Below are 23,407 nucleotides of genomic sequence, written 5' to 3'. Positions count from 1 at the left end.
CCCTGAGGTACGACGAAGGGCCGGCCCGATGATCGGGCCGGCCCTTCGTGTTGACGCCGTCAGCGGGCGATCTCGGTGACCCGGGACTCGCGGACCACGGTCACCCGGATCTGCCCCGGATAGGTCAGCTCCTCCTCGATCTGCTTGGCCACGTCCCGGGCCAGCACGGCGGCGCCGATGTCGTCGACGTCGTCCGGCTTGACCATCACCCGGACCTCCCGGCCGGCCTGCATGGCGAAGACCTTCTCCACGCCGAGCTTGCCGGCCGCGATCTCCTCGATCCGCTCCAGCCGCTTGACGTACGCCTCGAGGCTCTCCCGCCGGGCCCCCGGCCGGCCGCCCGAGCAGGCGTCGGACGCCTGGGTGAGGACGGCCTCGATGGTCTGCGGCGGCACCTCGTTGTGGTGCGCCTCGATGGCGTGCACGACGTCCTCGTTCTCGCCGTACTTGCGGGCGAGGTCGGCGCCGATGATGGCGTGACTGCCCTCCACCTCGTGCGTGAGCGCCTTGCCGATGTCGTGCAGGAACGCCGAGCGCTTGATGATCGGCACGTCCAGCCGCAACTCGGCGGCCATGATGCCGGCGATGTGCGCGGTCTCCACCAGGTGCTTGAGCACGTTCTGCCCGTACGACGTCCGGTAGCGCAGCCGGCCGAGCAGGGTGACCAGCTCCGGGTGGATCTCGGTGATGCCGACCTCGACCAGGGCGTCCTCGGCGGCCCGCTGGCAGAGCTCCTCCACCTCGTGCCGGGCCAGGTCGTAGATCTCCTCGATGCGGTGCGGGTGGATCCGCCCGTCCAGGATCAGCTTCTCCAGGGTCAGCCGCCCGACCTCCCGGCGCACCGGGTCGAAGCAGGAGAGCAGCACCGCCTCGGGGGTGTCGTCGATGATCAGGTTCACGCCGGTGACCGACTCGAAGGCGCGGATGTTGCGGCCCTCCCGGCCGATGATCCGCCCCTTCATCTCGTCACCGGGCAGGTGCAGCACGCTGACCACACTCTCCGCGGTCTGCTCGCTGGCGACCCGCTGGATGGCGTCGACGACGATGTGCCGGGCGCGCTGCTCGGCGGTGCCACGGGCGTCGGACTCGATGTCGCGGACCAGCAGCGCGGCCTCCCGCTTGGCCTGGACCTCGATCGCCTCGATCAGCTCCGCCCGGGCCGCGTCGGCGGTGAGGCCGGCGACCCGCTCCAGCTCGCGGCGCCGCTGCGCCTCCGCCTCGGCCAGCTCGGCCTCGCGTTGGGCGAGGGCGGCCTCGCGGGCCGACAGGGCCGCACTGGCGGCGGTGAGCTGCCGTTCCCGCTCGGCGAGGCGCTCCACCTCCTCGGTGTGCAGCCGCTCGCGCTCGTCCATCCGGGCCGCCCGCCGGTCCACCTCGGCGGCCTGCTCCCGGGTGGTGGCGGCGAGCACCGCGACCTCCCGCTCGCCGCTGCGCCGGGCGGTGGCCCGCAACTGCTCCGCGTCCGCCTCGGCCTGCTTGTGGGCCCGCTCCAGGACGGTGTCGGCCTCCGCCCGGGCGTCGTCGAGCACCCGGCGGGCCTCCGCCCGGGCCGCCTTCGCCTCGGCCTTCGCGGCAGCCGCCTCGGTGCGGGCCGCCGCGACGGCGGACTTCGCCACGTCGATCGTGCTGTTGGCCTCGTCGGCGGCGGTACGCAGGGCCGCGAGGGACTGCTCCTGCCGGTCCTTCTCGGCGATGAAGGCGGGGTCCTCGGGCGCCGGTGCCGCACCGAACCGGCGCAGCGCCCGTACGCCGAGCAGCACCGCCCCGAGCACGACCACGGTCAGGACCAGCACCACGGCGAGGATCACGATGTCGAACCCGCTCATGCCGGCGCCCCGCTCCGCCCGATGGCCACAGGGCCCGGCCCGACCGGCCCGCTCATGTCGGGACCCCGGTGGAACTGCGCCGCCTCGCCATGGCCGCCTCCCCTGAACGTCGGGACCGCAGCGACCGTGCCGATGGGCACGCACCCTGCGGCTGTGGACGCCCGACCGGAGCGACTGGCCGTGGGGTAGCTTCCGTCGGCGGTGCCCACGCGGGAGCATCGCCGACGGCCGGGTGCAGTTGTCGCGCCAGCGTCGGACCGGCCAGTCCGAAGCTGCCGCCAATGGCCGATCGGACCGGCCAAAGTGATGCTGTTCCGTTACGCGATCTATGTTGTGCGCTTAGCCTGCGCTTGGTCGGGCAATGTGAGCCTGTATGGCGAGGCTAGGTCTCCCGGGGTGCTCCGGTCAAGAACTCATGATCAAACCCCCCGAACGGAGAGAAGTTGTCACGTCACGCACCGCTGATGCACGCCCGGACACTGGCGGACAAAACGGCAGCGGATCGGGCCGCGCGGCGCGTCGGCCCTGCTCAGCGCTGCGGCCGTACGCACCCGCCCACGCGCCACCCGGCGCCCGTGCGCGTACCCGGCGGCGCACCGCCGACCGGCTGTGACGCAACCGTCTCCACAGCGACGCTCGCCGGAGCCCACGAGCGCACCACTCCCCCGATCGGGTGGGTCAGCGGGCGCCCGCCGCCAGTGCCGCCGCCACCAGTGCGGCGTTGCCGGGCGCGGGCGAGCCGTCGGGCAGCGCCAGCGTGTCCTCCAGCCCGACGCGGCTGTGCAGGCCCCGGCGCACCGCCTCGGCCAGCACCGGCCAGGTCGCCGGCCCCTCGGCATGCAGCAGGACCGGCGGGCTCCCGGCCGCAGGGGACGGCAGCGCGGCCAGCATCGCGGCGGCGTCCGCAAGCGCCACCGCCCGGTCCTCGGCCATGCACTCGATCAGGATCCGCCCGGCCGGCACCCGCCACCGCGCGTACGCCCCGACCGCGTCGACCGTCCAGAGTCCCGCCTCGACCATGACGCCCCGCTCGTGCAGCGCCGTCGCCACCGCCTCCGCGCCCGGCTCGTGAGCGTTGACCGAGGCGAAGTCGGGCAGCACGGTCCAGGCCCGGACCGCAGCCACCCGGGCGGCCGGCTGCGCCTCGATCCAGGCCCCGGTGCTCACTCCCACCGGCAGCCCCGGCCGGGCGGCCCGGATCGCGTCCAGCGCGGCGGCGACCACCAGTGGGTGCAGGGACTCGCGGCCGGCGGCGTCCCGGGGATGCACGTGCACCGCCCCTGCGCCGAGCCCTGCGCAGCGAGCCGCGTCGGCCGCCAACTCGGCCGGGGTGACCGGCACCGCCGGATGCTCGTCACGCCCTCGGGCCCCGTTGAGGCACGCCTTCAACACGAAGTCTCCCCCGCCCACCGCCGGACTCAGCGGCCCTGCCGCCACACGCCGCCAACACGGGCCCCACCGACGATCTCAGCGCTCCGTCGCGACGCGCCCCCAGCACGAGGTCCCACCGCCAGGGCTGCGGCCCTGCCGCCACGCCTCCAGCGCGGCGTCCTACCGCCGGGCTCCGCGGCCCGTCGCGGCGCTCCTTCAGCAGCGGGCCCTTTCCGCGGGCCGGCGCTCCGCTCACCCGGGGGAGCGGTTGTCCCGGTCCAGCTCGCCCTCAGCGTCGGCGAGCGCGTCCGCGTCGATCTGCTCGGCGAACTCGGCCGCCTCGGCGCTCTGCGCCGCGAGCGCGTCCTTCACCGCCCGGATCGCCACGCCCGGCGGGTAGCCCTTGCGGGCCAGCATGGCCACCAGCCGCCGGAAGACCGCGCCCGGCTCGCCCCGGGCGGTGCGCAGCTTCCGCTCGACCAGGGCGCGGGCGGTCTCGGCCTCGGTCTCCTCGTCCAGCGTGCCGAGCGCCTCGCTCGCGACCTCGCCGTCCACCCCGCGCTGGCGCAGCTCGTTGGCGAGCGCACGGCGGGACAGACCCCGGCCGGAGTGCCGGCTCGACACCCAGGCCCGGGCGAAGGCGGCATCGTCGATGATGCCGACCTCGTCGTAGCGGTCGAGCACCTCCGCCGAGACCTCGTCGGAGATCCCCCGTTTCGCCAGCGCCCCGGCCAGCTCGGCCCGGGTGCGCGGTCGGACGGCGAGCTGGCGCAGGCAGATCTCCCGCGCCAGCTCGGCCTCGTCGCGCGGCGGGGCCGGGGGCGCCTCGGGGTCGGTGTCGTCGGTACGACCGCGCCGGGCCCGACGGGGCCGGGGCGCGCTGTCGTCACCCGCGCGGGCGGGGCTGGCATCCCAGCCCCGCCCGGTGCGGGCGCGTCGTCCTGCCACGGGTCAGGGACCGGTCAGAAGTCGACCGGCGGCAGCTCCGGGCCACCGGCGGCGTCGCCCGCGCCCACCCCGACGCCGAGCTTCTCGAGGATCTTCTTCTCGATCTCGGCGGCGACATCCGGGTTTTCCTTGAGGAACTCCCGGGCCTTCTCCTTGCCCTGGCCGAGCTGGTCGCCGTCGTACGTGTACCAGGCGCCGGACTTGCGGATGATCGCCTGCTCGACGCCCACGTCGATCAGCGAGCCCTCGCGGGAGATGCCCTTGCCGTACATGATGTCGAACTCGGCCTGCTTGAACGGCGCCGCGACCTTGTTCTTCACGACCTTGCACCGGGTGCGGTTGCCGACCACGTCGGTGCCGTCCTTGAGGCTCTCGATGCGGCGCACGTCGAGCCGGACCGAGGCGTAGAACTTCAGCGCCCGGCCGCCCGTGGTGGTCTCGGGGCTGCCGAACATCACGCCGATCTTCTCGCGGAGCTGGTTGATGAAGATCGCCGTGGTGCCGGTGTTGTTGAGCACACCGGTGATCTTCCGCAGCGCCTGGCTCATCAGCCGGGCCTGGAGGCCCACGTGGCTGTCGCCCATCTCGCCCTCGATCTCGGCGCGTGGCACCAGGGCCGCCACCGAGTCGATCACGATGATGTCGATCGCGCCGGAGCGGACCAGCATGTCCACGATCTCCAGCGCCTGCTCGCCGGTGTCCGGCTGGGAGACCAGCAGGGAGTCGGTGTCGACGCCGAGGGCCTTGGCGTATTCCGGGTCGAGCGCGTGCTCTGCGTCGACGAAGGCGGCGATGCCGCCGGCCCGCTGGGCGTTGGCCACCGCGTGCAGGGCCACCGTGGTCTTACCGCTGGACTCCGGGCCGTAGATCTCGACGACCCGGCCCCGGGGCAGACCGCCCACGCCGAGCGCCACGTCGAGCGCGATCGAACCCGTCGGAATCACCGAGGTCTGAACGACCGGACGCTCTCCCAGCCGCATCACCGAACCCTTGCCGAACTGCTTGTCGATCTGAGCGAGAGCAAGGTCGAGTGCCTTCTCCCGGTCGGGCCCTGCGGCCATGTTTGCCACCCCTGCCTTCGCCGGCGTCTTTCCTGAGCTTCGCGTCACGCGGACACGCTAGGCGCTGGGTCCGACAGAAAACCAGCCGACCGGCCGTGAGCTGTGGACGAGCACCCCGCTGTGGACAATAGCCGAACAGGTGTACGAGGCGGCAAGCGACACGCGGAAGCCACGAAACGGCTGCTCAGCGTAGTCGCGCGGGCACCCGGTCGGGATAGGCGGCGCAGACCGCGCGCCACACCACGTGGGTCTGCTCACCCGACGCCAGGGCCTGCTCGACGGTCCGCCCGCCGAGCTGGGAGAGCACCTGGTCACGGGCGATGCTGGCCGCGTAGCCGGGGCCGAACGCCTCCTCGAGCCGGGTCCAGAAGTCGGTCAGCCGCACGTGATCAGTCCTCCTCGTCCGGTGCCCCCACCGGCACCGGCCGCAACGCTAGCGTCACCAGGGGCACCACCGCGACCGCCGCGAGCCCGGTGAGCACCGGGTAACCGGCCGCCTCCACGACAAACCCGCTGACCGCCCCGGCGGCGGCACCGGCGAGCCCCATGGTCAGGTCGGAGAGCCCCTGCACGCTCGGCCGGATCCCCACCGGCACGGACTCCGACAGCAGCGTCGAGCCCGCGACCATGGTCCCCGACCAGCCCAGGCCGAGCAGGAACAACCCGACCGAGAGCCAGGCCGTGTGGTGCCCGGCCGTACCGGCGACCGCGCACGCCGTGAGCAGCAGCCCGACGCCACCGAGGATCACCGCCCGGCGACCGACCCGGTCGGTGAGCCAGCCCGCCACCGGGGCGAGGGCGTACATGCCGGCGATGTGCAGGCTCAGCACGAGACCGACCACCCGCAGCACGTCGGCGTCGTCGTGCCACTCGTGCAGGCGCACCGGGGTCATCACCATCACCGCGACCATGACCAGGTGGCCGACCGCCACCGCGACGATGCCGAGCCGGGCGGCCGGCCGCGCGCGTACCACCGCCCAGGCGGCCCGCATGCCCGCACCGCGCCGGGCGGTCGGCCCCGGCGCGACGACGGGGGCCGCCGGGGTGCCGGCCGCCGCCAGCCGGCGCGCCGTGAGCAGCGGGTCCGGCCGCAGCAGCGCCAGGATCGCCCCGGCGGCCAGCACGAGCGCGACGGCGCTGAACGCGAACGGACCGGCCAGCGTCGGCAGCCCCCAGCCGCTGGTGGTGCGGTCGGCGAGCGAGGCGAAGTTCGGCGCGGCGACCGCGCCGAGGGTGGTGGCCCAGACGATCAACGAGAGCTGGCGGCCCCGGCGCGCCGGCTCGGCCAGGTCCACCGCCGTGTAGCGGGCCTGGAGGTTGGCCGCGCTGCCGCCGCCGAACAGGAGCATGCCGAGGAAGAGCAGCGGGACCCAGCGGGTCACCGCGGCGAGGACCACCAGGGCGCCGCCGGCCGCGCCGGTGAGGTACGCGACGACCAGGCCGGGCCGCCGGCCACGCACGGTCATGATCCGGGTGACCGGCACGGCGAGCAACGCCCCGCCCACCACGGCGGCACTGCTGACCAGGCCCGCGACGGCGGTGCCGGCGACGTCGGAGGCGAGCAGCGCCCCGACGGCGACGCCGATGGTCACCCCGATCCCGCCGACGATCTGGGTGACGAAGAGCAGCCGCAGGGTACGCCGCTGGATGGGCGCGACGTCGGCCGCGGCGAGCGGCGCGGCGAGGTCGGTGGCCATGGCGGCTCCTTCGAGGTAAGGGGCGAGGGGCCATCTCATCCTTGCGCACCCGCCCCGCCACCCGGCAGCCCGTCGACGTTACAACCCGAGGCCCCGGCCGATGATCTCCTTCATGATCTCGGTGGTGCCGCCGTAGATCGTCTGCACCCGCCCGTCCAGCCACGCCTTTGCCACCGGGTACTCCAGCATGTAGCCGTAGCCGCCGTGCAGCTGCACGCAGCGGTCGGCGACCTTGTTCTGCAGCTCGGTGGTCCACCACTTCGCCTTGGCCGCGTCGGTGACCGAGAGCCGGCCGGCGCCGTACTCCGCGACGCAGTGGTTGACGAAGGTACGGGCGATGGTGACCTCGGTGTCCAGCTCGGCCAGCAGGAAGCGGTTGTGCTGGAACGCGCCGATCGGCCGGCCGAACGCCTGCCGGGAGCGGGCGTAGTCGAGGGTGACGGCGAGCAGCCGCTCGGCGGCGGCCACCGCGACGACCGCGATGCTGAGCCGCTCCCGGGGCAGGTTGGCCATCAGGTGGTAGAAGCCGTGGTTCTCGGTGCCGATCAGGTTATCCGCCGGCACCCGGCAGTCGTCGAAGAACAGCTCGGCGGTGTCGTTGGCCTTGAGCCCGACCTTGGCCAGCCGCCGGCCCCGGGAGAAGCCGGGGGTGCCGCTCTCCACCGCGATCAGGCTCACCCCGTGCGCGCCCTGCTCCGGGGCGGTACGCACGACCACGACCACCAGGTCGGCCATCTCCCCGTTGGTGATGAAGGTCTTCTGGCCGTTGAGCACCCAGCCGTCGCCGTCGCGGACCGCGCTCGTGCGGATCCCGGCCAGGTCGGAGCCGGCGCCGGGCTCGCTCATCGCGATCGCGGTGACCAGGTCGCCGGAGCAGAACCCGGGCAGCCAGCGCTTGCGCTGCTCGTCGGTGGTCAGCTCGGTCAGGTACGGCGCCACCACGTCGTTGTGCAGGCCGAAGCCGAGCCCCGTGCAGCCGCTGGCGACGATCTCCTCGTCCAGCACGGCGTTGAACCGGAAGTCCCGCTGCCCGCCGCCGCCGTACTCCGCGTCGACGTCCATGCCCAGCAGGCCAGCCGCCCCGGCCCGGCGCCACACCTCGCGGTCGACGATGCCGTCGGCCTCCCAGCGCTCGTGGTGGGGCACCGCCTCGCGGGTCAGGAACTCGCGGCACAGCTCGCGGAACTCCTCGTGGTCGCGCTCGTAGAGATGCTGCTCCATGGCGGCAAGTGTGGCACCGCTCACCCGCCCTGCCCAGGGGCCGCCCACCCGGCACACACGCTGCGTACGCCGCCACCGACGCTGCCGCGGCCCAACCGGCCGTCCGCCGGTCGGGCTCAAGGTGAATCTTGGACAGTTGCCGTTCGCGGCGAACGGCAACTGTCCAAGATTCGCCTTGGGGGCTCCCGCGAGCCGGGCGGCGGAGGGTTACTGTGCGGGCGTGACCGACGCACGGGGATTGGTGGAGGAGTTCAACGCGGCCTGGGAGCGGGGGGACCTCGACGCGGTCGTCGGCTTCCTGAGCGAGGACGTCACGTACTGTCCCAGCGCCTGGGACGGGCCGGCCGGCACGGTGCGGGGGCGCGACGCGGTGCGCGCGGTTCTCGCCAGCCAGCTCGGTCCCGGACCAGGCCCGGCCCTGGGGGCGGTGTGGGCGGACGGCGAGCGGGCGGTCTGCGAGTGGGCGTGGGCGCCGGCCGAGGACGGTACGGTGCTGCGCGGGCTGGACGTCTACCGGGTGCGCGACGGGCGGATCGTCGCCAAGGACGTCCACGGCAAGATCACGACGCCGGACTGACCGCCGACCGGCGGACACCGGCCGGTCAGCCGGCGAGGGCGCGGGCGGCCACGGTGAGGTCGGCGACCAACCCCTCGTACGCCTTGTCCTGGTCGTCGGCGCGCAGCACGGCGGACGGGTGGATGGTGGCCAGCAGCCGGGCCGGCGGGGCGTCCGCGACGGCGCCCGCGGAGTCCACCGGCACCCGCCGGAAGTCCTCCGGGTGCTGGGCCGACTCCGGCCAGGGCAGCAGCTCGCCGCGCTGGCGGGTGACCCGGAACGTCGGGCCGAGCAGGGCCTTTGCGGCGGTGGCGCCGAGCACCACCACGATCTCCGGGCGGAGCTGGGCGAACTCGGCGACCAGCCAGGGCCGGCAGGCGGTGACGTGCACGCGGTCCGGGGTCTGGTGGATGCGTCGCTTGCCGCGCAGCTCGAAGCGGAAGTGCTTCACGGCGTTGGTGAGGTAGATGTGGCCGGGGTCGAGTCGGGCGTCGTCGACCGCCCTGCGCAGCAGCCGGCCGGCGGGGCCGACGAACGGCAGGCCCTTCTGGTCCTCCAGGTCGCCGGGCTGCTCGCCGACGAAGACCACCCGGGCGCCGGCGTCGCCGCGACCGAAGACGGTCTGCGAGGCGTCCCGGTGGAGCTCGCAGCCCCGGCAGCCGGCGGCGGCGGCGCGCAGGTCGTCGAGGGTGTCGGCGCGCGGCGGGATGAACTTCTGCGCGCCCGGCGCGGTCTCGGTCTGCTCGGCCATGGCGACTGTTCTACCCGGTGCGGGAGGGAACACGCGCGGGGACCCGCCGGGAGGGACACGCCGGTGCGCACAAAGTGGACGGTGTGGGCGGAGTGCCGACGCGGCGTCGCCCACCCCGGGCCGTCCGGGGTCGCGGCAGGCTCCCCGCTCACGCCGTGAAGCCGGCGGCGGGGGTGGGCCGGACGGCCCGGGCCACGGCCTCGGCCAGGTCCGGGATCTCCGCCTCGTCGAGCGAGCTGACGGTGATCCGCAGCGCCGGCGGGCCGGCGATCCGGTGCAGCGCGCCGGGCGCGACCGCCCAGCCGGCGTCGCGCAGCGCGGTCAGCACGCTGGTCTCGTCGTCGACCGGCAGCCAGACGTTGATGCCGCTGCGGCCGTGGGCGACCAGGCCGTGGCTGGCGAGCGCGTCGATCAGCGCCGTGCGCCGCCGCTCGTAGCTGCCGGCGGCCCGGTCCACCAGCTCAGCCACGGCGGGGTCCCGCCACAGCGCCAGGACGAGCCGTTGCAGCACGGTGGAGACCCAGCCGGCGCCGACCCGGGCCCGACCGGCCACCCGGGCCACGGTGGTCTCGTCGCCCACCAGCACGGCCAGCCGCAGGTCGGGGCCGAACGGCTTGCTCACCGAGCGGACGAAGGCCCACGCCGGGGTCGCCCCGGCGAGCGGGTGCAGCGGTACGCGGGCCAGCTCGGCGGCGTGGTCGTCCTCGATCAGCAGCAGGTCGGACCGGCCGGCGAGCAGGGCGCGCAGCTCCCCGGCCCGCTCGGCGGAGACCGCCGCGCCGGTGGGGTTCTGGGCCCGGCTCGTCACGATCAGCGCCCGTGCGCCGGCGGCGAGCGCGGCGGCGACCCCGGCGACCAGCGGACCGTCGTCGTCGACCGGCACGCCGATCGGCCGCAGCCCGAGCGCGGCGACCAGGTCGAGCAGGTTGGCCCAGCCCGGGTCCTCGACCGCGACCGCGTCGCCGGGGCGCAGGTGCGCGCCGAGCAGCCGCTCGATGCCGTCCAGCGCGCCGCCGGTGACGGTCAGCTCGGTCGCCGGTACGCCATCGGCGGCCAGCCGCTCGCGGGCCGCCTCGGCCAGTTCGGGCAGCACCCCGGCCGCGGGGTAGCCGACCGGCTCCCCCGCGACGGCGGCGAGGCCGGCGAGGTGCGCCCCGAGGGGCGGCAGCAGCCGCACGTCCGGCTCGCCCCGGGAGAGGTCGCGCAGGCCGGGGGCGGTCGGCGGGCGCAGCGCGGAGCGGCGGGACGCCACCGGCGGCCGGGGCCGGACCCGGGTGCCGTGCCGGCCGGCGGTGACCACCAGGCCGCGCTGGCGCAGCTCCTGGTAGGCCCGGGCCGCGGTGGCCGGGCTCACCGCGAGTTGGGCGGCGAGCTCCCGCACCGGGGGCAGCGCGTCGCCGGGGGCGAGGGCGGCGGAGCGGATGCCCGATTCGATGCTGGCCGAAATCTCGGCGGCCGTCGTACCGGCGACCTGATAGCGTGCTGACACAAATCAGGGATTGTACTAGAACAAAGGTCGAGCCATGTACGCACCCACCGACCGGACCACCGCCAGCCGCTCCCGGGAACGGATGAGCTACGACGAGGCCGCCGCGCACGCGATCCTCGACGAGGCGTACGACTGCGCGCTCGGGTTCACCGTCGACGGCGAACCCCGGGTGCTGCCCACCCTGCACGTCCGCGTCGGCGACACCCTCTATCTGCACGGCTCCACCGGCAGCCGGCCACTGCTCGCCGCCCGGGGCGACGGACTGCCGGTCTGCGTCGCCGTCACCCTGCTCGACGGCCTCGTCTACGGCCGCTCGCAGTTCCACCACAGCGCCAACTACCGCTCGGTGGTCGCCCACGGCACCGCCCGCCTGGTCACCGACCAGCGGGAGAAGCTGCGGATGCTGACCGCCCTGGTGGAGAAGGCCGCCGCCGGGCGCAGCGCCGACAGCCGTCCGCCGTCGCGCCGGGAGCTGGCCGAGACGGCCGTGCTGGCTTTGCCGCTGCGGGAGGTGTCGGTGCGCGCCCGCACCGGCGGCGTACGCGACGAGGAGACCGACCTCGCCCTGCCGCACTGGGCCGGCGTGGTGCCGCTGCGGCTGACCGCCGGGCTGCCCGAGCCCGACGCCGGGGTGGGCGTGCCGGTGCCGGCGTACCTGCGGGAGCGGACGTCGCCGTGGCTCGACCCGGCGGTGCTGCGCGGGGAGCACGTGCTGCTGGAACCGCTCGACCTCGCGCACGCCGACGAGCTGCACGCCGCGACCGCCGACCCGGAGGTCTGGCGGTACCTGGGCAGCCCGCAGCCGGCCGACGTCGCCGGCACCGCCGACGGGATCGCCACCGCGCTGGCCGCACACCGGCGGGGCGAGCGGGTGCCCTGGGTGCAGCGCTGCGCGGTGACCGGGGCGGTGGTCGGCACCACCTCCTTCTACGAGGTGGACCCGGAGCGCCGGGCGGTGGCGATCGGCTACACCTACCTGGGCCGGCCCTGGTGGCGCACCGCGATCAACACCGAGGCGAAGCTGCTGCTGCTCACCCGCGCCTTCGAGGAACTGGGCGCGGAGCGGGTGGTCTGGCACACCGACGTCCGCAACGAGCGCTCGCAGCGGGCCATCGAGCGCCTCGGCGCGTCCCGCGAGGGGGTGCTGCGCCGGCACCGGCTCCGCCCGGACGGCTCCTGGCGGGACACCGTGCAGTATTCGATGATCGTCGACGAGTGGCCGAACGCACAGGTCACGCTCCGGGAAAGGCTTCGCCGGACGGCACCCGTGGCCCCATGATGGCGGGCGTGCTGGGCATCACCGACATCTGGACGTACGTGCTGGGCACCGTGGCGATCGTTCTGCTGCCCGGGCCCAACTCCCTCTTCGTGCTCTCCACCGCCGCGCAGCGGGGCGTGGCGACCGGCTACCGGGCGGCCGGCGGGGTCTTCGTCGGCGACGGGATACTCATGTTCCTCTCCGCCGCCGGCGTGGCGTCGCTGGTCCAGGCTTACCCGCCGCTCTTCCTGGTGATCAAGTACGCTGGCGCCGCGTACCTCGGCTATGTGGGATTGACGATGTTGCGCGGCGCGTGGCGGCGCTGGCGGACCCGCAACGACCCGGCCACCCCGCGGCTCATCGACGCCGCGGAGCCGGCGGCGCTGCGCAGCCCCTTCCGCAAGGCGCTGGTGATCAGCCTGCTCAACCCGAAGGCGATCCTCTTCTTCGTCTCGTTCTTCATCCAGTTCGTGGACCCGGGTTACGCCTGGCCGGCGCTGTCGTTCCTGCTGCTCGGGCTGATCGCCCAGGTCACCAGCGCGCTCTACCTCACCGCGCTGATCTTCACGGGCACGTTCCTGGCGGCCCAGTTCCGTCGGCGCCACCGCCTGGCCGCCGGCGCCACCACGGGCGTCGCCGCGCTCTTCCTGGGCTTCAGCCTCAAGCTGGCCACCGCCACCGCCTGACCCGGTCCGGTCAGGTGCCGTCACCGCCACCGGAGCGTCAGGTGCCGTCACCGCCACCGGAGCGTCAGGTGCCGTCACCGCCACCGGAGCCGCCGACGCCGGCTCCGCCGGCCGTGCCGCCCAGGCCGAAGCCGGGGTGGATCGGCTCGTCCGGCGGGCGGCTGACGTGCGCCGACCCGGAGAGGGTCGCGGACCAGTCGGCGTGCGCGGCGGCCGCGGCGTGCCGGTTGATCGCCGTACGCAGCCAGGCGTCCACGGTCGCGATCCAGTCCCGCTGGTCGGCGCCGACGTGCCAGACCCGGAACCGGCTGATGCTCTGGTGGGTGATCCCGGCCAGGGCCAGCCGCCGGTCCAGCCAGAGGATCACCTCCAGGCCGGCCGGCTCGGCGATGAAGATCAGCTCCAGCTCGGTGATCGGCCCGGCGTAGAGCGGCGCCACCCAGTAGCCCAGCCGCTGGTGCAGCGGCAGGGTCTGCGCGACCCCCGGCAGCCGCCCGTCGACCAGGCCGGCCTGGCGCATGCTGAAGCCGAGCGTGTCGAGGGCCGCCAGGACGTGCGCCTGGGTGGGCAGCGGATGCACGAAGACCGGCACCATCGCGCCCTGGTCGAGGCGGGGCTCGACCGCCACCTCCGTACGCAGCCCCATCCGCAGGCTGAGCAGGGGCACCCCGCCGAACACGGTCACCGGGGTCTCCCACGGCAGCGGGAACTCGAACGGGATCGACCGGCCCCGCCCGGCCCGCAGCACGAACGCGTCGGCCACCGTCGCCTGGTGGAACTGCACCAGCCGACGGGGCGCCTCCGGGTCGTCCGGCTCGGCCGTGGTGACCAGGCCGAGCCGGACGTGCAGGACGGGTACGTCGGTGGAGCCCGCGACGACGGTGACCCGCCCCGGCAGCCGCAGCCCGGGACGGGTGCTCGCGTTGGCCAGGGCGGTCCGCACCGACAGTCCGGTCCAGCCGGACTCGGGCGACACCCCCGTCAACCGCACGGCACTCCCCCGTCCACGACTGGGCCGGCCCTGCCACCCACGGCCGCCGACCCCGCGCGTGGGGTCACCCCTGGCGTCGCCGACCCGGCGGGTGGGGCCACCCCCATCGTCGCGGACCCGGCGGGTGGCCGCCCCGACTTCGACGAAGAGCGGCCACCTATCCGGTTTCACCTCATGCGTCGACCGCGCGGCACCGGGTCGGTCTCGTCGTCGAACTCGCCGATGACCTCCTCCAGCAGGTCCTCCAGCGCGACGAACCCGACCGGCCGGGTCGGCCCGCCACCGTTGCGCACCAGCGCGAGCTGGGACTGCCGGGCGCGCATCTCCGCCACGGCGTCGCTGACCGACGCCGAGGCCGGCAGGGTGAGGGCGTTGGTCATCAGGTCGCCGGCGGTGACCGCGCGCCCCGTGGTGGTGGCCCGCACCGCCTCCCGGACGTGGACCAGGCCGCAGACGTCGCCGTTGGCGTCCAGCACGGCCAGCCGCGACCGGCCGCTGTCCCGGCTGACCTGCTCGATCCGGTCGGCGCCCTCGTCCCGGCGCACCGTCACCATCTGGTCGAACGGCTCCATCACCTGAGCCACCGTGGTGCCCTGCAACTCCAGCATGCTGGTCAGCATCTGGTGCTGCTCCGCGCCCAGCAGCCCGTGCTCGCGCGACTGCTCCAGCAGCATGCGCAGCTCGTCCGGGCCGTGCACCTGGGCGAGCTGGTCCTGCGGGTTGACCTTGACCAGCCGCAGCATCGCGTTGGCCAGGGCGTTCATCACCGACAGCAACGGGCGGGCGACCCGCGCGAAGGCGCGGAACGGCAGCGCCAGCAGCACTGCCGAGCGCTCCGGGTGGGTGATCGCCCAGGACTTCGGCGCCATCTCCCCGACCACCAGGTGCAGGAAGGTGACGAGACTCAGCGCGAAGATCAGCGCGATCACGTGACTCGCGGCGGTCGGCAGCCCGACCGCGTGCAGCAGCGGGCTCAGCAGGTGCTCGATCGCCGGCTCGGCGAGCGCGCCGAGCCCCAGGGTGCAGAGCGTGATGCCGAGCTGCGCGCCGGCGAGCATCAGGGACAGCTCGCGTACGCCGTCGAGCGCGGCCCGGGCGGCCCGGCCGCCTCCGGCGGCCGCGTGCTCCAGCCGGTAACGCTTGCTGGCCACCAGGGCGAACTCGGCGGCCACGAAGAAGCCGTTCAACGCCAGCAGGATCACCGACGTGAAGAGTGCGATGCCGGGGCTCATGCGGACACCTCCCCGGGCTCGGCGATCCGCAGTCGGACCGAGTCGGCCACGTGCCGGTCGACGGCCAGCACCTCGACCAGGGCGCGCGGTTCCTCCGCGCCGTCCTCGCCGTCGGCCGGCAGGCTGATCTCCAGCCGGTCACCGACCTCGGGGACCCGCCCCAGCTCCCGCATGACCAGGCCGGAGAGCGTGTCGTACTCCGGCGCCTCGGGCAGCGAGATGCCGGTGCTGTCGGCCACCTCGTCGATGCGCCAGCGGGCCGGCACCACCCAGGAGCCGTCCTCCTGGCGGGCCGGGGCGCGCTCCGGCGGGTCGTCCTCGTCCCGGATCGGGCCGACGAGTTCCTCGGCGATGTCCTCCAGCGTGATCACGCCGGCGAAGCCGCCGTACTCGTCGACCACGCAGGCGAGCTGCCGGTGGCCGGAGCGCAGCCGGTCCAGCACCGTCGGCAGCGGCAGGGTCTCCGGCACCAGGAGCGGGGGGCCGGCGACCGCGCTGACCGGGGTGCTCGCGCGCCGCTCCGGGGGTACGCCGAGCACGTCGGCGATGCCGACGACGCCGACGAGGTCGTCGACGCCCTCGGTGCCGCGTACGGGGAAGCGGGACTTGCCGGTGTCGAGCAGCTCGACCACCCGGCTGAGCGGCTCGTGCGCGCGTACGGTGTGCACGTCGACGCGGGGCACCATGACCTCGCCCGCGGTCAGCCCCCGGAAGTCGAGCCCCCGGTCGAGCAGCGTGGACATCTCGTCGGTGAGGTGCCCCTCCTGGCGGGACTCGGCGATGATCTGTTCCAGGTCCTGCGGGGTGGCGCCGCTGGGCAGCTCCTCGATCGGCTCGATGCCGACGCGTCGCAGCAGCCGGACCGCGGCCCGGTCGAAGAGCTTGATCAGCGGACCGGCGACCTTGAGGTAGATCAGGGTGGAGCTGCTCAGGGCCTTCGCGAGGGGCTCGGGCCGGGCGATGGCGAGGTTCTTCGGGGCCAGCTCGCCGAGGACCATCTGCACCACGGTGGCGAGGACCAGGGCCAGGGCCACGGAGAGCGGCAGCGTGACGGCCGTGGAGACGCCGGCGAGCCCGAGCAGCTCGGCCAGCCCGGCACCGAGGAACGGCTCGGCGACGTAACCGACCAGCAGGGCGGTGACGGTGATGCCGAGCTGCGCGCCGGAGAGCATGAACGACAGCCTCGCGGTCACCTCGAGCGCCCGGGCGGCGGCCTTGTCGCCGTCGTCGGCCAGCTGCTTGAGCCGGCCCCGGTCCACGGCGACGTAGCCGAACTCCTGGGCCACGAAGTAACCCGTGGCGACGGTGAGAACAGTGATGAGTAGAAGACCAACGACGATCAACACGGGTCGCTCAGGGCTCCCGGGGTCGTCGGGGTCGGGATATGCCGGGCACGACCCGGCTGGCTACTGCTGCCCTCCTGGGCAGAAGAGTCGATCATGCGGCCCATTTTATCGGGATCGGCTGGATATCCGCTGAGGGTGTGCCGAAGGCCCCTCGACGTCCGCGCGGGTCAGGACGGACCGCCCCCGCCACCCGCACGGCGGTCGGCGGACGCGAGCTCGTCGGCGTCGAGCAGACCCGGCTCGACCCGGCCGGCCCGGTACGCGGCCCGGCCGATCATCTGGGCCGCCACGGGGGCGGTGGCCAGTTGGAAGATCCCGACCAGCGCCACCATGCCCAGGTCGGCCGGGGTACGCAGGCGCAGCGCCACGCCGAGCAGCAGGAGCAGCACCCCGAGCACCTGCGGCTTGGTCGCGGCGTGCATCCGGTCCAGGGTGCCCGGGAAGCGCAGCACCCCGATCCCGGCGGCGAGGCTCAGCAGGGCGCCGGCCACCAGGCAGCCGCCGCCCAGCCAGTCGGCCAGCGTGCCCCACATCAGGCCTCCCCGTCCTCGCGCACGGCGAAGCGGACCAGCGACACCGACCCGACGAAACCGAGCATGGACAGCGCCACCAGCACCGGCAGGGTGGTGGCGTGGCGGTTCACCGCGGCCTCCGCGCCCACCGCGCCCACCATGGTGGCGAGCAGCATGTCGGCCGCGACCACCCGGTCGATCAGCGACGGCCCGCGGTAGAGCCGGATCAGGGCCAGCAGCGCGGTCACCGAGAACAGGACGGTGAGGGTGGCGGCGAGGAACGTGATCACGGTTCGGGTCCCCTCTCGACGGGATCGGCGCCGACCCGGCGCACCTCGGCGTCGGAGCCGACCGCGCGGACGATCCGCCGCTCGACGGCGAGGATCCGCTGCCGGCTGCCGCGCAGGTCCTGCGGGCCGTGGGTGTCGAACACGTGCACGTAGAGGACTCCGACGTCCCGGTCCACCTCGACGATCAGCGTGCCCGGCACCAACGAGATCGCCTCGGCGGTGAGCGCCAGGTTCAGGTCGGTACGCACCCGCAGGCGGACCGCGATGATCGCCCCCCGGGGCCGGTAGCCGGGCTGCACCGCGACCCGGGCGACGTGCGCGCTGGCGCTGACCAGTTCGCCGACGAAGCGCACCGCGAAGACGACCAGCGGCCCGGGGCGCAGCCGGCCGCCGAAGCTCACCGGCGGCAGCGGGAAGAACAGCAGCACGGCACCGGCCACCAGCGTCCCGCCCGCGAGGTTGCCCCACGAGAAGTCCCCCCAGAGCAGGCTCCAGACCAGCACCAGCCAGCCGAAGGCGATCAGTCGGTCGCGCCGCCGCCCCCGCCCGCGCGGCGGCGCCCCGGAGGCCGGGGTCACGGGACACCGACCGGCAGCACGGAACGGATGTACGGGGTGCGCTCGCGCAGGTCGACCGCCGCGTCGGCGGTGACGTCGAACAGCGGCCCGGCGACGACGGTCAGCGCCAGCCCCAGCCCGACCAGCGCGATCGTCGCGCCGACCATCAGCGCCGGCAGGTGGACGACCGGCTCGGTGGTGGCCAGCCGGGGGGCGCGCCAGAAGGCGATGTTCCACACCCGCGAGGCCACGTAGAGGGTGAGCAGGCTCGTCACCGTCCCCGCCGCGACCAGCACGCCGGGCAGCGGCTCGCCGGCCGCGACGCCGGCCTGGAGCAGGCCGAGCTTGCCGAGGAACCCGGAGAAGGGCGGAATCCCGGCGAGGTTCATGGCGGGGACGAAGAAGAGGACGCCGAGCAGCGGGGCCGCCCGGGCCAGCCCGCCGATGCGGCGCAGGTCGGTGCTGCCGGCCCGCTCCTCGACGAGGCCGGCGACCAGGAACAGCGTGGTCTGGATGGTGATGTGGTGCACCACGTAGAAGATCGCGCCGGAGAGCCCGGCGACGGTGCTCAGCCCCACTCCGAAGATCATGTAGCCGATGTGGCTGACCAGGGTGAACGAGAAGAGCCGCTTCATGTCGGACTGGGCGACCGCGCCGAGGATGCCGACCACCATGGTCAGCCCGGCCACCACCATCAGTAGCCCGGAGACGTGGCCGCCGGGAAAGAGCAGCGTCTCGGTGCGGATGATCGCGTACACGCCGACCTTGGTGAGCAGGCCGGCGAAGACCGCCGTGACGGGGGCCGGCGCCGTCGGGTAGCTGTCCGGCAACCAGGCCGAGAGCGGGAAGACCGCCGCCTTGACCCCGAAGGCGAGCAGCAGCATCAGCTCAAGGGTCAGCCGTACGCCGTCGGGCAGCGCGTCCAGCCGGTGCGCCAACTGGGCCATGTTCAGGGTGCCGGTGGCCGCGTACACCAGCCCCACCGAGGCGAGGAAGATCATCGAGGACAGGATGCTGACCACCACGTACGTCGAGCCGGTGCGGATCCGGGTCTCGGTGCCACCGAGGGTGATCAGCACGAAGCTCGCGGCCAGCAGGATCTCGAAGCCGACGAAGAGGTTGAACAGGTCGCCGGCGAGGAACGCGTTGGTCACGCCGGCGGTCAGCACCAGGTAGGTGGGGTGGTAGATGGTCACCGGGACGGTCTCGCCGAAGTCCCCCTGCCCCTGCCCGACGGAGTAGAGCAGCACGCACAGGGTCACCGCCGAGGAGACCACCAGCATCAACGCGGCGAGCTGGTCCGCGACCAGCACGATGCCCACCGGCGCCGACCACCCGCCGACCTGGACCACCACCGGCCCGTGCCGGTACGCCTCCACCAGCAGCACCGCCGCCACCGCCAGCGTGGCGGTCAGGCAGGCCACGCTGACGACCCGTTGCGCCCCGGGCCACCGGGCCAGCAGCAGGGTCAGCGCCGCGCCCAGCAGCGGCACCACCACGGGCAGCGGCACGAGCCAGCTCATCGGGCGCCCCGTCCCGCGTACCCGGTCATCCGGGGCCGTCCCCGCGGTGGAGCCGGCGCGGCGGCTCCGGGTCGACCTGCTCGGGGTCGGCGTCCGGGCCCTCGCCGCCGAGGTCGGCGGCGGTCAGTTCGCTGCGCTCGACCGCATGCCTGATCTGCCGGTCCTCGATGTCGTCGGGGACCTCGTCGTCGCCCGTGAGGTACCAGCTGCGGTAGCTCACCGCCAGCAGGAACGCGGTCAGCCCGAAGGTGATCACGATGGCGGTGAGGATCATGGCCTGCGGCAGCGCGTCGCTCAAGGTGCCGGCGGGCGCCGTGCCGACCACCGGGGCGGCACCCGAGCGCCCGCCGAGCAGGATGAGCGCGTTCACCCCGTTGCCGAGCAGGATGACGCCGAGCAGGATCCGGGTCAGGCTGCGTTCCAGCAGCAGGGTGACCCCGCAGCCGACCAGCACCCCGGCGGCGACGACCAGCACCAGGGTCGGTCCCGCGCCGCCCGTCCTCACGTCCGCTCCCCCTGCCCGTCGACCCGCAGGCCGCCCCCGGACGCGCCGGCCGCCTCGATGTGCCGGTCCACCTCGGCGCCGAGGCTGCGCAGGATGTCCAGCACCAGCCCGACCACGACCAGGTAGACGCCCACGTCGAAGAAGAGGGACGTGACCAGGTAGAAGTCCCCGATCACCGGCAGCCACAGGTTGATCCGGGCGCTCTCGAGCACCGTGCCGCCCGCGAACAGGGCGACGGCGCCGGTGCCGATCGAGACGAAGAGGCCGGCGCCGAGCACCGTGCCGGCGCCGACCGGGGCGGCCTCGGCCAGCTCGTAGCGGCCGCCGGCCAGGTAGCGCACGGCCAGCGCAAGGCTCGCCACCAGGCCGCCGGCGAAACCGCCGCCCGGCGCGTTGTGGCCGGCGAAGAGCAGGAACAGGGAGAAGACCACCACCGTGTGGAAGACCAGGCGGGTCACCACCTCGAGCACGATCGAACGCTGCCGCTCGTGCAGGGTCGACCCGCCGCGCAGCCAGACCCGGTGCCCCGGCCGCTGCACCCGGTTCGGCCGCTCCGGGCGGCGCGGGCGGGGCCCGGTCCGGGAGCGCTGGAAGACCAGGCTGGCCACGCCGGTCGCGGCCACCACCAGCACCGACAGCTCGCCCATCGTGTCCCAGGCCCGGATGTCGACCAGGGTCACGTTGACCACGTTGCGGCCGTAGCCGTGGGTGACGGCCAGGTCCGGGAACTCGGCGGAGATGGTGGGCGCCCGCCTGGCCGAGGCGGCGGTCAGGGCCAGCCCGCCGACCACCACGCCGACCACCAGCCCGATCGTCCGACGCGCCCACTTCGGGCGTCTGGGGCGGGCCGAGAACCGTTCCGGCAGCCGGCGCAGCACCAGCACGAACACCGCGATGGTGGCGGTCTCGACGAGGAACTGGGTCAGTGCCAGGTCCGGCGCGCCGTAGACCACGAAGAGCATCGCCGTGCCGTAACCCGTCATGCCCACCAGCAGCATCGCCGTCAGCCGCCGGCGGGCGCCCACCGCCAGCACCGCCGCGACGGTCACCACCGCCACCACCACGACCTGCACCGGGCTGTCCCAGAGGGCGATCCGTTCCCGCCACGGACGGGTGGCCAGCATCGCCCCGCCGGGCACCAGGACGAGCACGACCAGGATGACGCCGAGGTACTGCGGCAGCGAGCCCCGCTGGGTCGCGCCGGTGACCCTCATGGCCAGCCGGTCGAATCGGCGGATGAGCCACTCGTACCCCTGGTTGCCGCTGACCGGGACGTGCAGCCGGGCCAGCACCGGCGCGAGCGGGCCGCGCAGCGCGAACAGCGCCGCGCCGCCGGCCACGGCCAGCGCGGAGAGGCCGAGCGCGGGGCTGAGGCCGTGCCAGAGCGCCAGGTCCTTGCCGACGACGCCGAACGACTCGGCGTACGGGCGGAGCAGGCCGTCGAGGATCCCGGCGGCTGGGCCGGCGGCCAGCCCGACGGCGGCCAACAGGGCCGGCGGGGCGAGCATCGACGCGGGGATCCGCCCGAGCACGGCCGGTTCCACGCCCGGCCGGGTGGCGAACGCGCCCCAGACGAAGCGGGCGCTGTAGGCGACGGTGAGCGCGGTGCCCACCACCAGCACGGCGACGACGGCGGGCCGGTCGGTGAAGGCGGCCAGCACGGACTCCTTGGCGACGAAGCCGACCAGCGGCGGCAGCCCGGCCATCGAGGCGGCGGCGAGCACCGTCACGGTGACGAGCAGCGGAGCCCGGCGCCCCAGCCCGGACAGCTCCCGCAGGTCGCGGGTGCCGGCGCCGTGGTCGATGATGCCGACGACGAGGAAGAGCGGCGCCTTGAACAGGGCGTGCGCCAGCAGCATCGCCACCCCGGCGAGCGCGGTGTCCGGGGTGCCGGCCCCGACGGCCACCGCGATCAGGCCGAGCTGGCTGACCGTGCCGTACGCCAGCAGCAGCTTCAGGTCGGTCTGCCGCAGCGCCGCCCAGCCCCCGGTCAGCATGGTGGCCAGGCCGGCGACCACGACCACCGGCCGCCACGGCCCGGCGCTCGCCAGCACCGGGGCGAGCAGCGCGATCAGGTAGACGCCGGCCTTCACCATCGCGGCGGCGTGCAGGTACGCGCTCACCGGCGTCGGCGCCGCCATCGCCACCGGCAGCCACGAGCTGAACGGCAGCACCGCCGACTTGGACAGTGCCCCGGCGAGGATCAGCACGACCGCCGCGACGAGGTACGCCCCGCCTGGCAGCGGGGCGGCGACGATCTCCGACCAGCGGTAGGTGCCGGCGTGCCCGCCAAGCATGATGAACCCCACCAGCATCGCCAGCCCGCCGAACGTGGTCACGGTCAGCGCCTGCGCCGCCGCCCACCGGCTGGAGCGCCGCTCCGTGCTGTGCCCGATCAGCAGGTACGAGAAGATCGTGGTGAGTTCCCAGCAGACGTAGAGCAGCAGCAGGTCGTCGGCGAGGACCAGGCCGAGCATCGCCCCCGCGAAGGCCACCAGCACGGCCGCGAACCGGGCCATGCCGGCGGACTCCCGACCGAAGTAGTGGGCGCTGTAGACCAGGACCAGCGCGCCGACGCCACCGACGAGCAGGGTCATCAGCCAGGACAGGGTGGTCAGCCGCAGCGCCAGGTCGACGCCGAGCTGGCCGATCCACGGGTACGTCTCGACCACCGCCCCGCCGTCGCGGACGGCGGGCGTGCGGGCCAGCGCCCAGCCGAACGCCGCCGCCGGCGCCAGCGCCAGCGGGTAGCAGGCGCGGGGACCCCACCACCGGACGAGCAGCGGCGCGACGAGGGCCGCCACGAAGTGGAGGATCAGCAGTACGAGCACCCGCGCTCCCGGTCGAGGTGGCTGCGGCGCGCGCCGGAGGTGGGACGGCACCTAGGTGCGATCACACGCCAGATCGTCGCCCGGCGGGCGGTTTTGCGCGAATTCGTCCCGTTGTCGCCCGCGTCCGGGTAACCGGCCCCGAGACGGCCGGCCAGCCGTCAGCCGAGGGGCGACACGGAGGGGCGGCCGAGCGCAGGCGGGGAGCTGGCCGGGGCGGGGGCGGGAGGGCGGCCGGGCGCCGGCGGAGAGCTGGCCGGGGCGGGGGCGGGAGGGCGGCCGGGCGCCGGCGGAGGGGCGGCCGTCAGCCGACGGCGACGTCGACGGTGGGGGCGACGGGCTCCCGGGCGGGGCGCTCGCGACGGGGCTCCACCAGCAGGTCGGGGCGGCCGAGCTGGACCACGACCTTGTTGACCACCCGCTGGGCGGCGGCGAGGGAGCGCACCGGCAGCAACCGGCCCCGGCTCTCCCGGCGCAGCACGAAGTAGTGCACCGCGGCCCGGACCTGCCCCCGGTCGGCTGCGCTGGCCTGCGCGGTGGAGACGACCAACTCCCGCAGCGCGGCGGCGAGCCGCTCGGCCAGCTCCAGCTCCGGGCCGGACAGCCCGGTGCGGACGGCAGCGAGGTGACCGTCGACCTTGCGGATGAGCACGTCGGTGCCGGGCTCGAAGCTCCGCTGCTCGACGGTCAATCCGATCTCCTCCACCCCGGGTCGACGCTCCGGGTGAAGTTACTTTATGTTGTGGGGCACAAGCAAGC

General features: G+C 74.4%; 22 protein-coding genes. 3 read left to right on the top strand and 19 right to left on the bottom strand.

Features of this window, described 5'->3' with window-relative positions; genetic code table 11:
* Positions 1 to 59: 59 nt before the first annotated feature.
* The 7 genes from rny to OG989_RS15110 all read right to left on the bottom strand — a co-directional run bounded on the left by rny (position 60) and on the right by OG989_RS15110 (position 8,124).
* On the bottom strand, positions 60 to 1,826 hold the full coding sequence (gene rny, locus OG989_RS15140; RefSeq protein WP_327030852.1) for a ribonuclease Y: 1,767 nt from the start codon (positions 1,824 to 1,826) through the stop codon (positions 60 to 62).
* Between the two features lie 678 nt (positions 1,827 to 2,504).
* Positions 2,505 to 3,218 carry a 3-keto-5-aminohexanoate cleavage protein gene (locus OG989_RS15135; RefSeq protein WP_327030851.1) on the bottom strand — a complete coding sequence of 238 codons (714 nt, stop codon included), beginning with the start codon at positions 3,216 to 3,218 and terminating at the stop codon, positions 2,505 to 2,507.
* A gap of 231 nt (positions 3,219 to 3,449) precedes the next feature.
* Positions 3,450 to 4,145 (bottom strand): regulatory protein RecX, encoded by a 696-nt coding sequence (locus OG989_RS15130; protein WP_327030850.1) that lies wholly within the window; start codon positions 4,143 to 4,145, stop codon positions 3,450 to 3,452.
* A 14-nt stretch (positions 4,146 to 4,159) separates the two neighbouring features.
* Positions 4,160 to 5,206, bottom strand: a complete 1,047-nt coding sequence (recA, locus tag OG989_RS15125) for a recombinase RecA (protein WP_311414238.1) — start codon at positions 5,204 to 5,206, stop codon at positions 4,160 to 4,162.
* A gap of 184 nt (positions 5,207 to 5,390) precedes the next feature.
* Entirely contained in the window at positions 5,391 to 5,591 is a 201-nt protein-coding gene (locus OG989_RS15120) for a DUF3046 domain-containing protein (protein ID WP_151453943.1), read from the bottom strand.
* 4 nt (positions 5,592 to 5,595) lie between these two features.
* The gene (locus tag OG989_RS15115; RefSeq protein ID WP_327030849.1) at positions 5,596 to 6,903 is read right to left on the bottom strand and encodes an MFS transporter; all 1,308 of its coding nucleotides are present in this window, start codon (positions 6,901 to 6,903) and stop codon (positions 5,596 to 5,598) included.
* Between the two features lie 78 nt (positions 6,904 to 6,981).
* Positions 6,982 to 8,124 (bottom strand): acyl-CoA dehydrogenase family protein, encoded by a 1,143-nt coding sequence (locus tag OG989_RS15110; RefSeq protein WP_327030848.1) that lies wholly within the window; start codon positions 8,122 to 8,124, stop codon positions 6,982 to 6,984.
* Between the two features lie 220 nt (positions 8,125 to 8,344).
* Between OG989_RS15110 and OG989_RS15105 the strand changes: the two genes are divergently transcribed.
* The gene (locus tag OG989_RS15105) at positions 8,345 to 8,701 is read left to right on the top strand and encodes a nuclear transport factor 2 family protein (RefSeq protein ID WP_327030847.1); all 357 of its coding nucleotides are present in this window, start codon (positions 8,345 to 8,347) and stop codon (positions 8,699 to 8,701) included.
* Positions 8,702 to 8,726: 25 nt separating this feature from the next.
* Here the strand turns inward: OG989_RS15105 and OG989_RS15100 are convergent, their stop codons facing one another.
* On the bottom strand, positions 8,727 to 9,431 hold the full coding sequence (locus tag OG989_RS15100; RefSeq protein ID WP_151453939.1) for a UdgX family uracil-DNA binding protein: 705 nt from the start codon (positions 9,429 to 9,431) through the stop codon (positions 8,727 to 8,729).
* A gap of 148 nt (positions 9,432 to 9,579) precedes the next feature.
* Positions 9,580 to 10,920, bottom strand: a complete 1,341-nt coding sequence (locus OG989_RS15095; RefSeq protein ID WP_327030846.1) for an aminotransferase class I/II-fold pyridoxal phosphate-dependent enzyme — start codon at positions 10,918 to 10,920, stop codon at positions 9,580 to 9,582.
* Positions 10,921 to 10,954: 34 nt separating this feature from the next.
* Here OG989_RS15095 and OG989_RS15090 point away from each other — a divergent pair, with 34 nt between their 5' ends.
* Both OG989_RS15090 and leuE read left to right on the top strand, forming a co-directional pair.
* Entirely contained in the window at positions 10,955 to 12,199 is a 1,245-nt protein-coding gene (locus OG989_RS15090) for a bifunctional pyridoxamine 5'-phosphate oxidase family protein/GNAT family N-acetyltransferase (RefSeq protein ID WP_327030845.1), read from the top strand.
* Positions 12,196 to 12,864 carry a leucine efflux protein LeuE gene (gene leuE / locus OG989_RS15085; RefSeq protein ID WP_311414232.1) on the top strand — a complete coding sequence of 223 codons (669 nt, stop codon included), beginning with the start codon at positions 12,196 to 12,198 and terminating at the stop codon, positions 12,862 to 12,864. Before OG989_RS15090 ends, leuE begins: the two co-directional genes overlap by 4 nt.
* Before the next feature lie 64 nt (positions 12,865 to 12,928).
* On the opposite strand, the gene OG989_RS15080 is transcribed toward leuE, so the two are convergent.
* The 10 genes from OG989_RS15080 to OG989_RS15035 form a co-directional block, all read right to left on the bottom strand.
* Positions 12,929 to 13,855, bottom strand: a complete 927-nt coding sequence (locus OG989_RS15080; RefSeq protein WP_327030844.1) for a sporulation protein — start codon at positions 13,853 to 13,855, stop codon at positions 12,929 to 12,931.
* Between the two features lie 167 nt (positions 13,856 to 14,022).
* Entirely contained in the window at positions 14,023 to 15,087 is a 1,065-nt protein-coding gene (locus OG989_RS15075) for a hemolysin family protein (RefSeq protein ID WP_151453934.1), read from the bottom strand.
* Positions 15,084 to 16,433 carry a hemolysin family protein gene (locus tag OG989_RS15070; RefSeq protein ID WP_327030843.1) on the bottom strand — a complete coding sequence of 450 codons (1,350 nt, stop codon included), beginning with the start codon at positions 16,431 to 16,433 and terminating at the stop codon, positions 15,084 to 15,086. Before OG989_RS15070 ends, OG989_RS15075 begins: the two co-directional genes overlap by 4 nt.
* Before the next feature lie 167 nt (positions 16,434 to 16,600).
* Positions 16,601 to 16,966, bottom strand: coding sequence for a monovalent cation/H(+) antiporter subunit G (mnhG, locus tag OG989_RS15065; RefSeq protein ID WP_151453932.1), 366 nt, complete (start codon positions 16,964 to 16,966; stop codon positions 16,601 to 16,603).
* Positions 16,966 to 17,235 carry a monovalent cation/H+ antiporter complex subunit F gene (locus OG989_RS15060; RefSeq protein WP_151453931.1) on the bottom strand — a complete coding sequence of 90 codons (270 nt, stop codon included), beginning with the start codon at positions 17,233 to 17,235 and terminating at the stop codon, positions 16,966 to 16,968. The genes mnhG and OG989_RS15060 overlap by 1 nt, the downstream gene beginning before the upstream one ends.
* Positions 17,232 to 17,813 carry a Na+/H+ antiporter subunit E gene (locus tag OG989_RS15055; protein ID WP_327030842.1) on the bottom strand — a complete coding sequence of 194 codons (582 nt, stop codon included), beginning with the start codon at positions 17,811 to 17,813 and terminating at the stop codon, positions 17,232 to 17,234. Before OG989_RS15055 ends, OG989_RS15060 begins: the two co-directional genes overlap by 4 nt.
* Positions 17,810 to 19,315 (bottom strand): Na+/H+ antiporter subunit D, encoded by a 1,506-nt coding sequence (locus OG989_RS15050; RefSeq protein ID WP_327030841.1) that lies wholly within the window; start codon positions 19,313 to 19,315, stop codon positions 17,810 to 17,812. Before OG989_RS15050 ends, OG989_RS15055 begins: the two co-directional genes overlap by 4 nt.
* 25 nt (positions 19,316 to 19,340) lie before the next feature.
* Positions 19,341 to 19,820 carry a Na(+)/H(+) antiporter subunit C gene (locus OG989_RS15045; RefSeq protein WP_327030839.1) on the bottom strand — a complete coding sequence of 160 codons (480 nt, stop codon included), beginning with the start codon at positions 19,818 to 19,820 and terminating at the stop codon, positions 19,341 to 19,343.
* On the bottom strand, positions 19,817 to 22,651 hold the full coding sequence (locus tag OG989_RS15040; RefSeq protein WP_327030838.1) for a Na+/H+ antiporter subunit A: 2,835 nt from the start codon (positions 22,649 to 22,651) through the stop codon (positions 19,817 to 19,819). The genes OG989_RS15045 and OG989_RS15040 overlap by 4 nt, the downstream gene beginning before the upstream one ends.
* A gap of 301 nt (positions 22,652 to 22,952) precedes the next feature.
* Complete coding sequence (locus OG989_RS15035; protein WP_327030837.1) at positions 22,953 to 23,339, bottom strand: hypothetical protein; 387 nt, start codon at positions 23,337 to 23,339, stop codon at positions 22,953 to 22,955.
* Positions 23,340 to 23,407: the final 68 nt, after the last annotated feature.

The organism is Micromonospora sp. NBC_01740 (assembly GCF_035920365.1).
GTDB classification, from domain to species: Bacteria; Actinomycetota; Actinomycetes; order Mycobacteriales; family Micromonosporaceae; genus Micromonospora; species Micromonospora reichwaldensis.
This window is presented reverse-complemented; position numbering and strand designations above follow the sequence as displayed.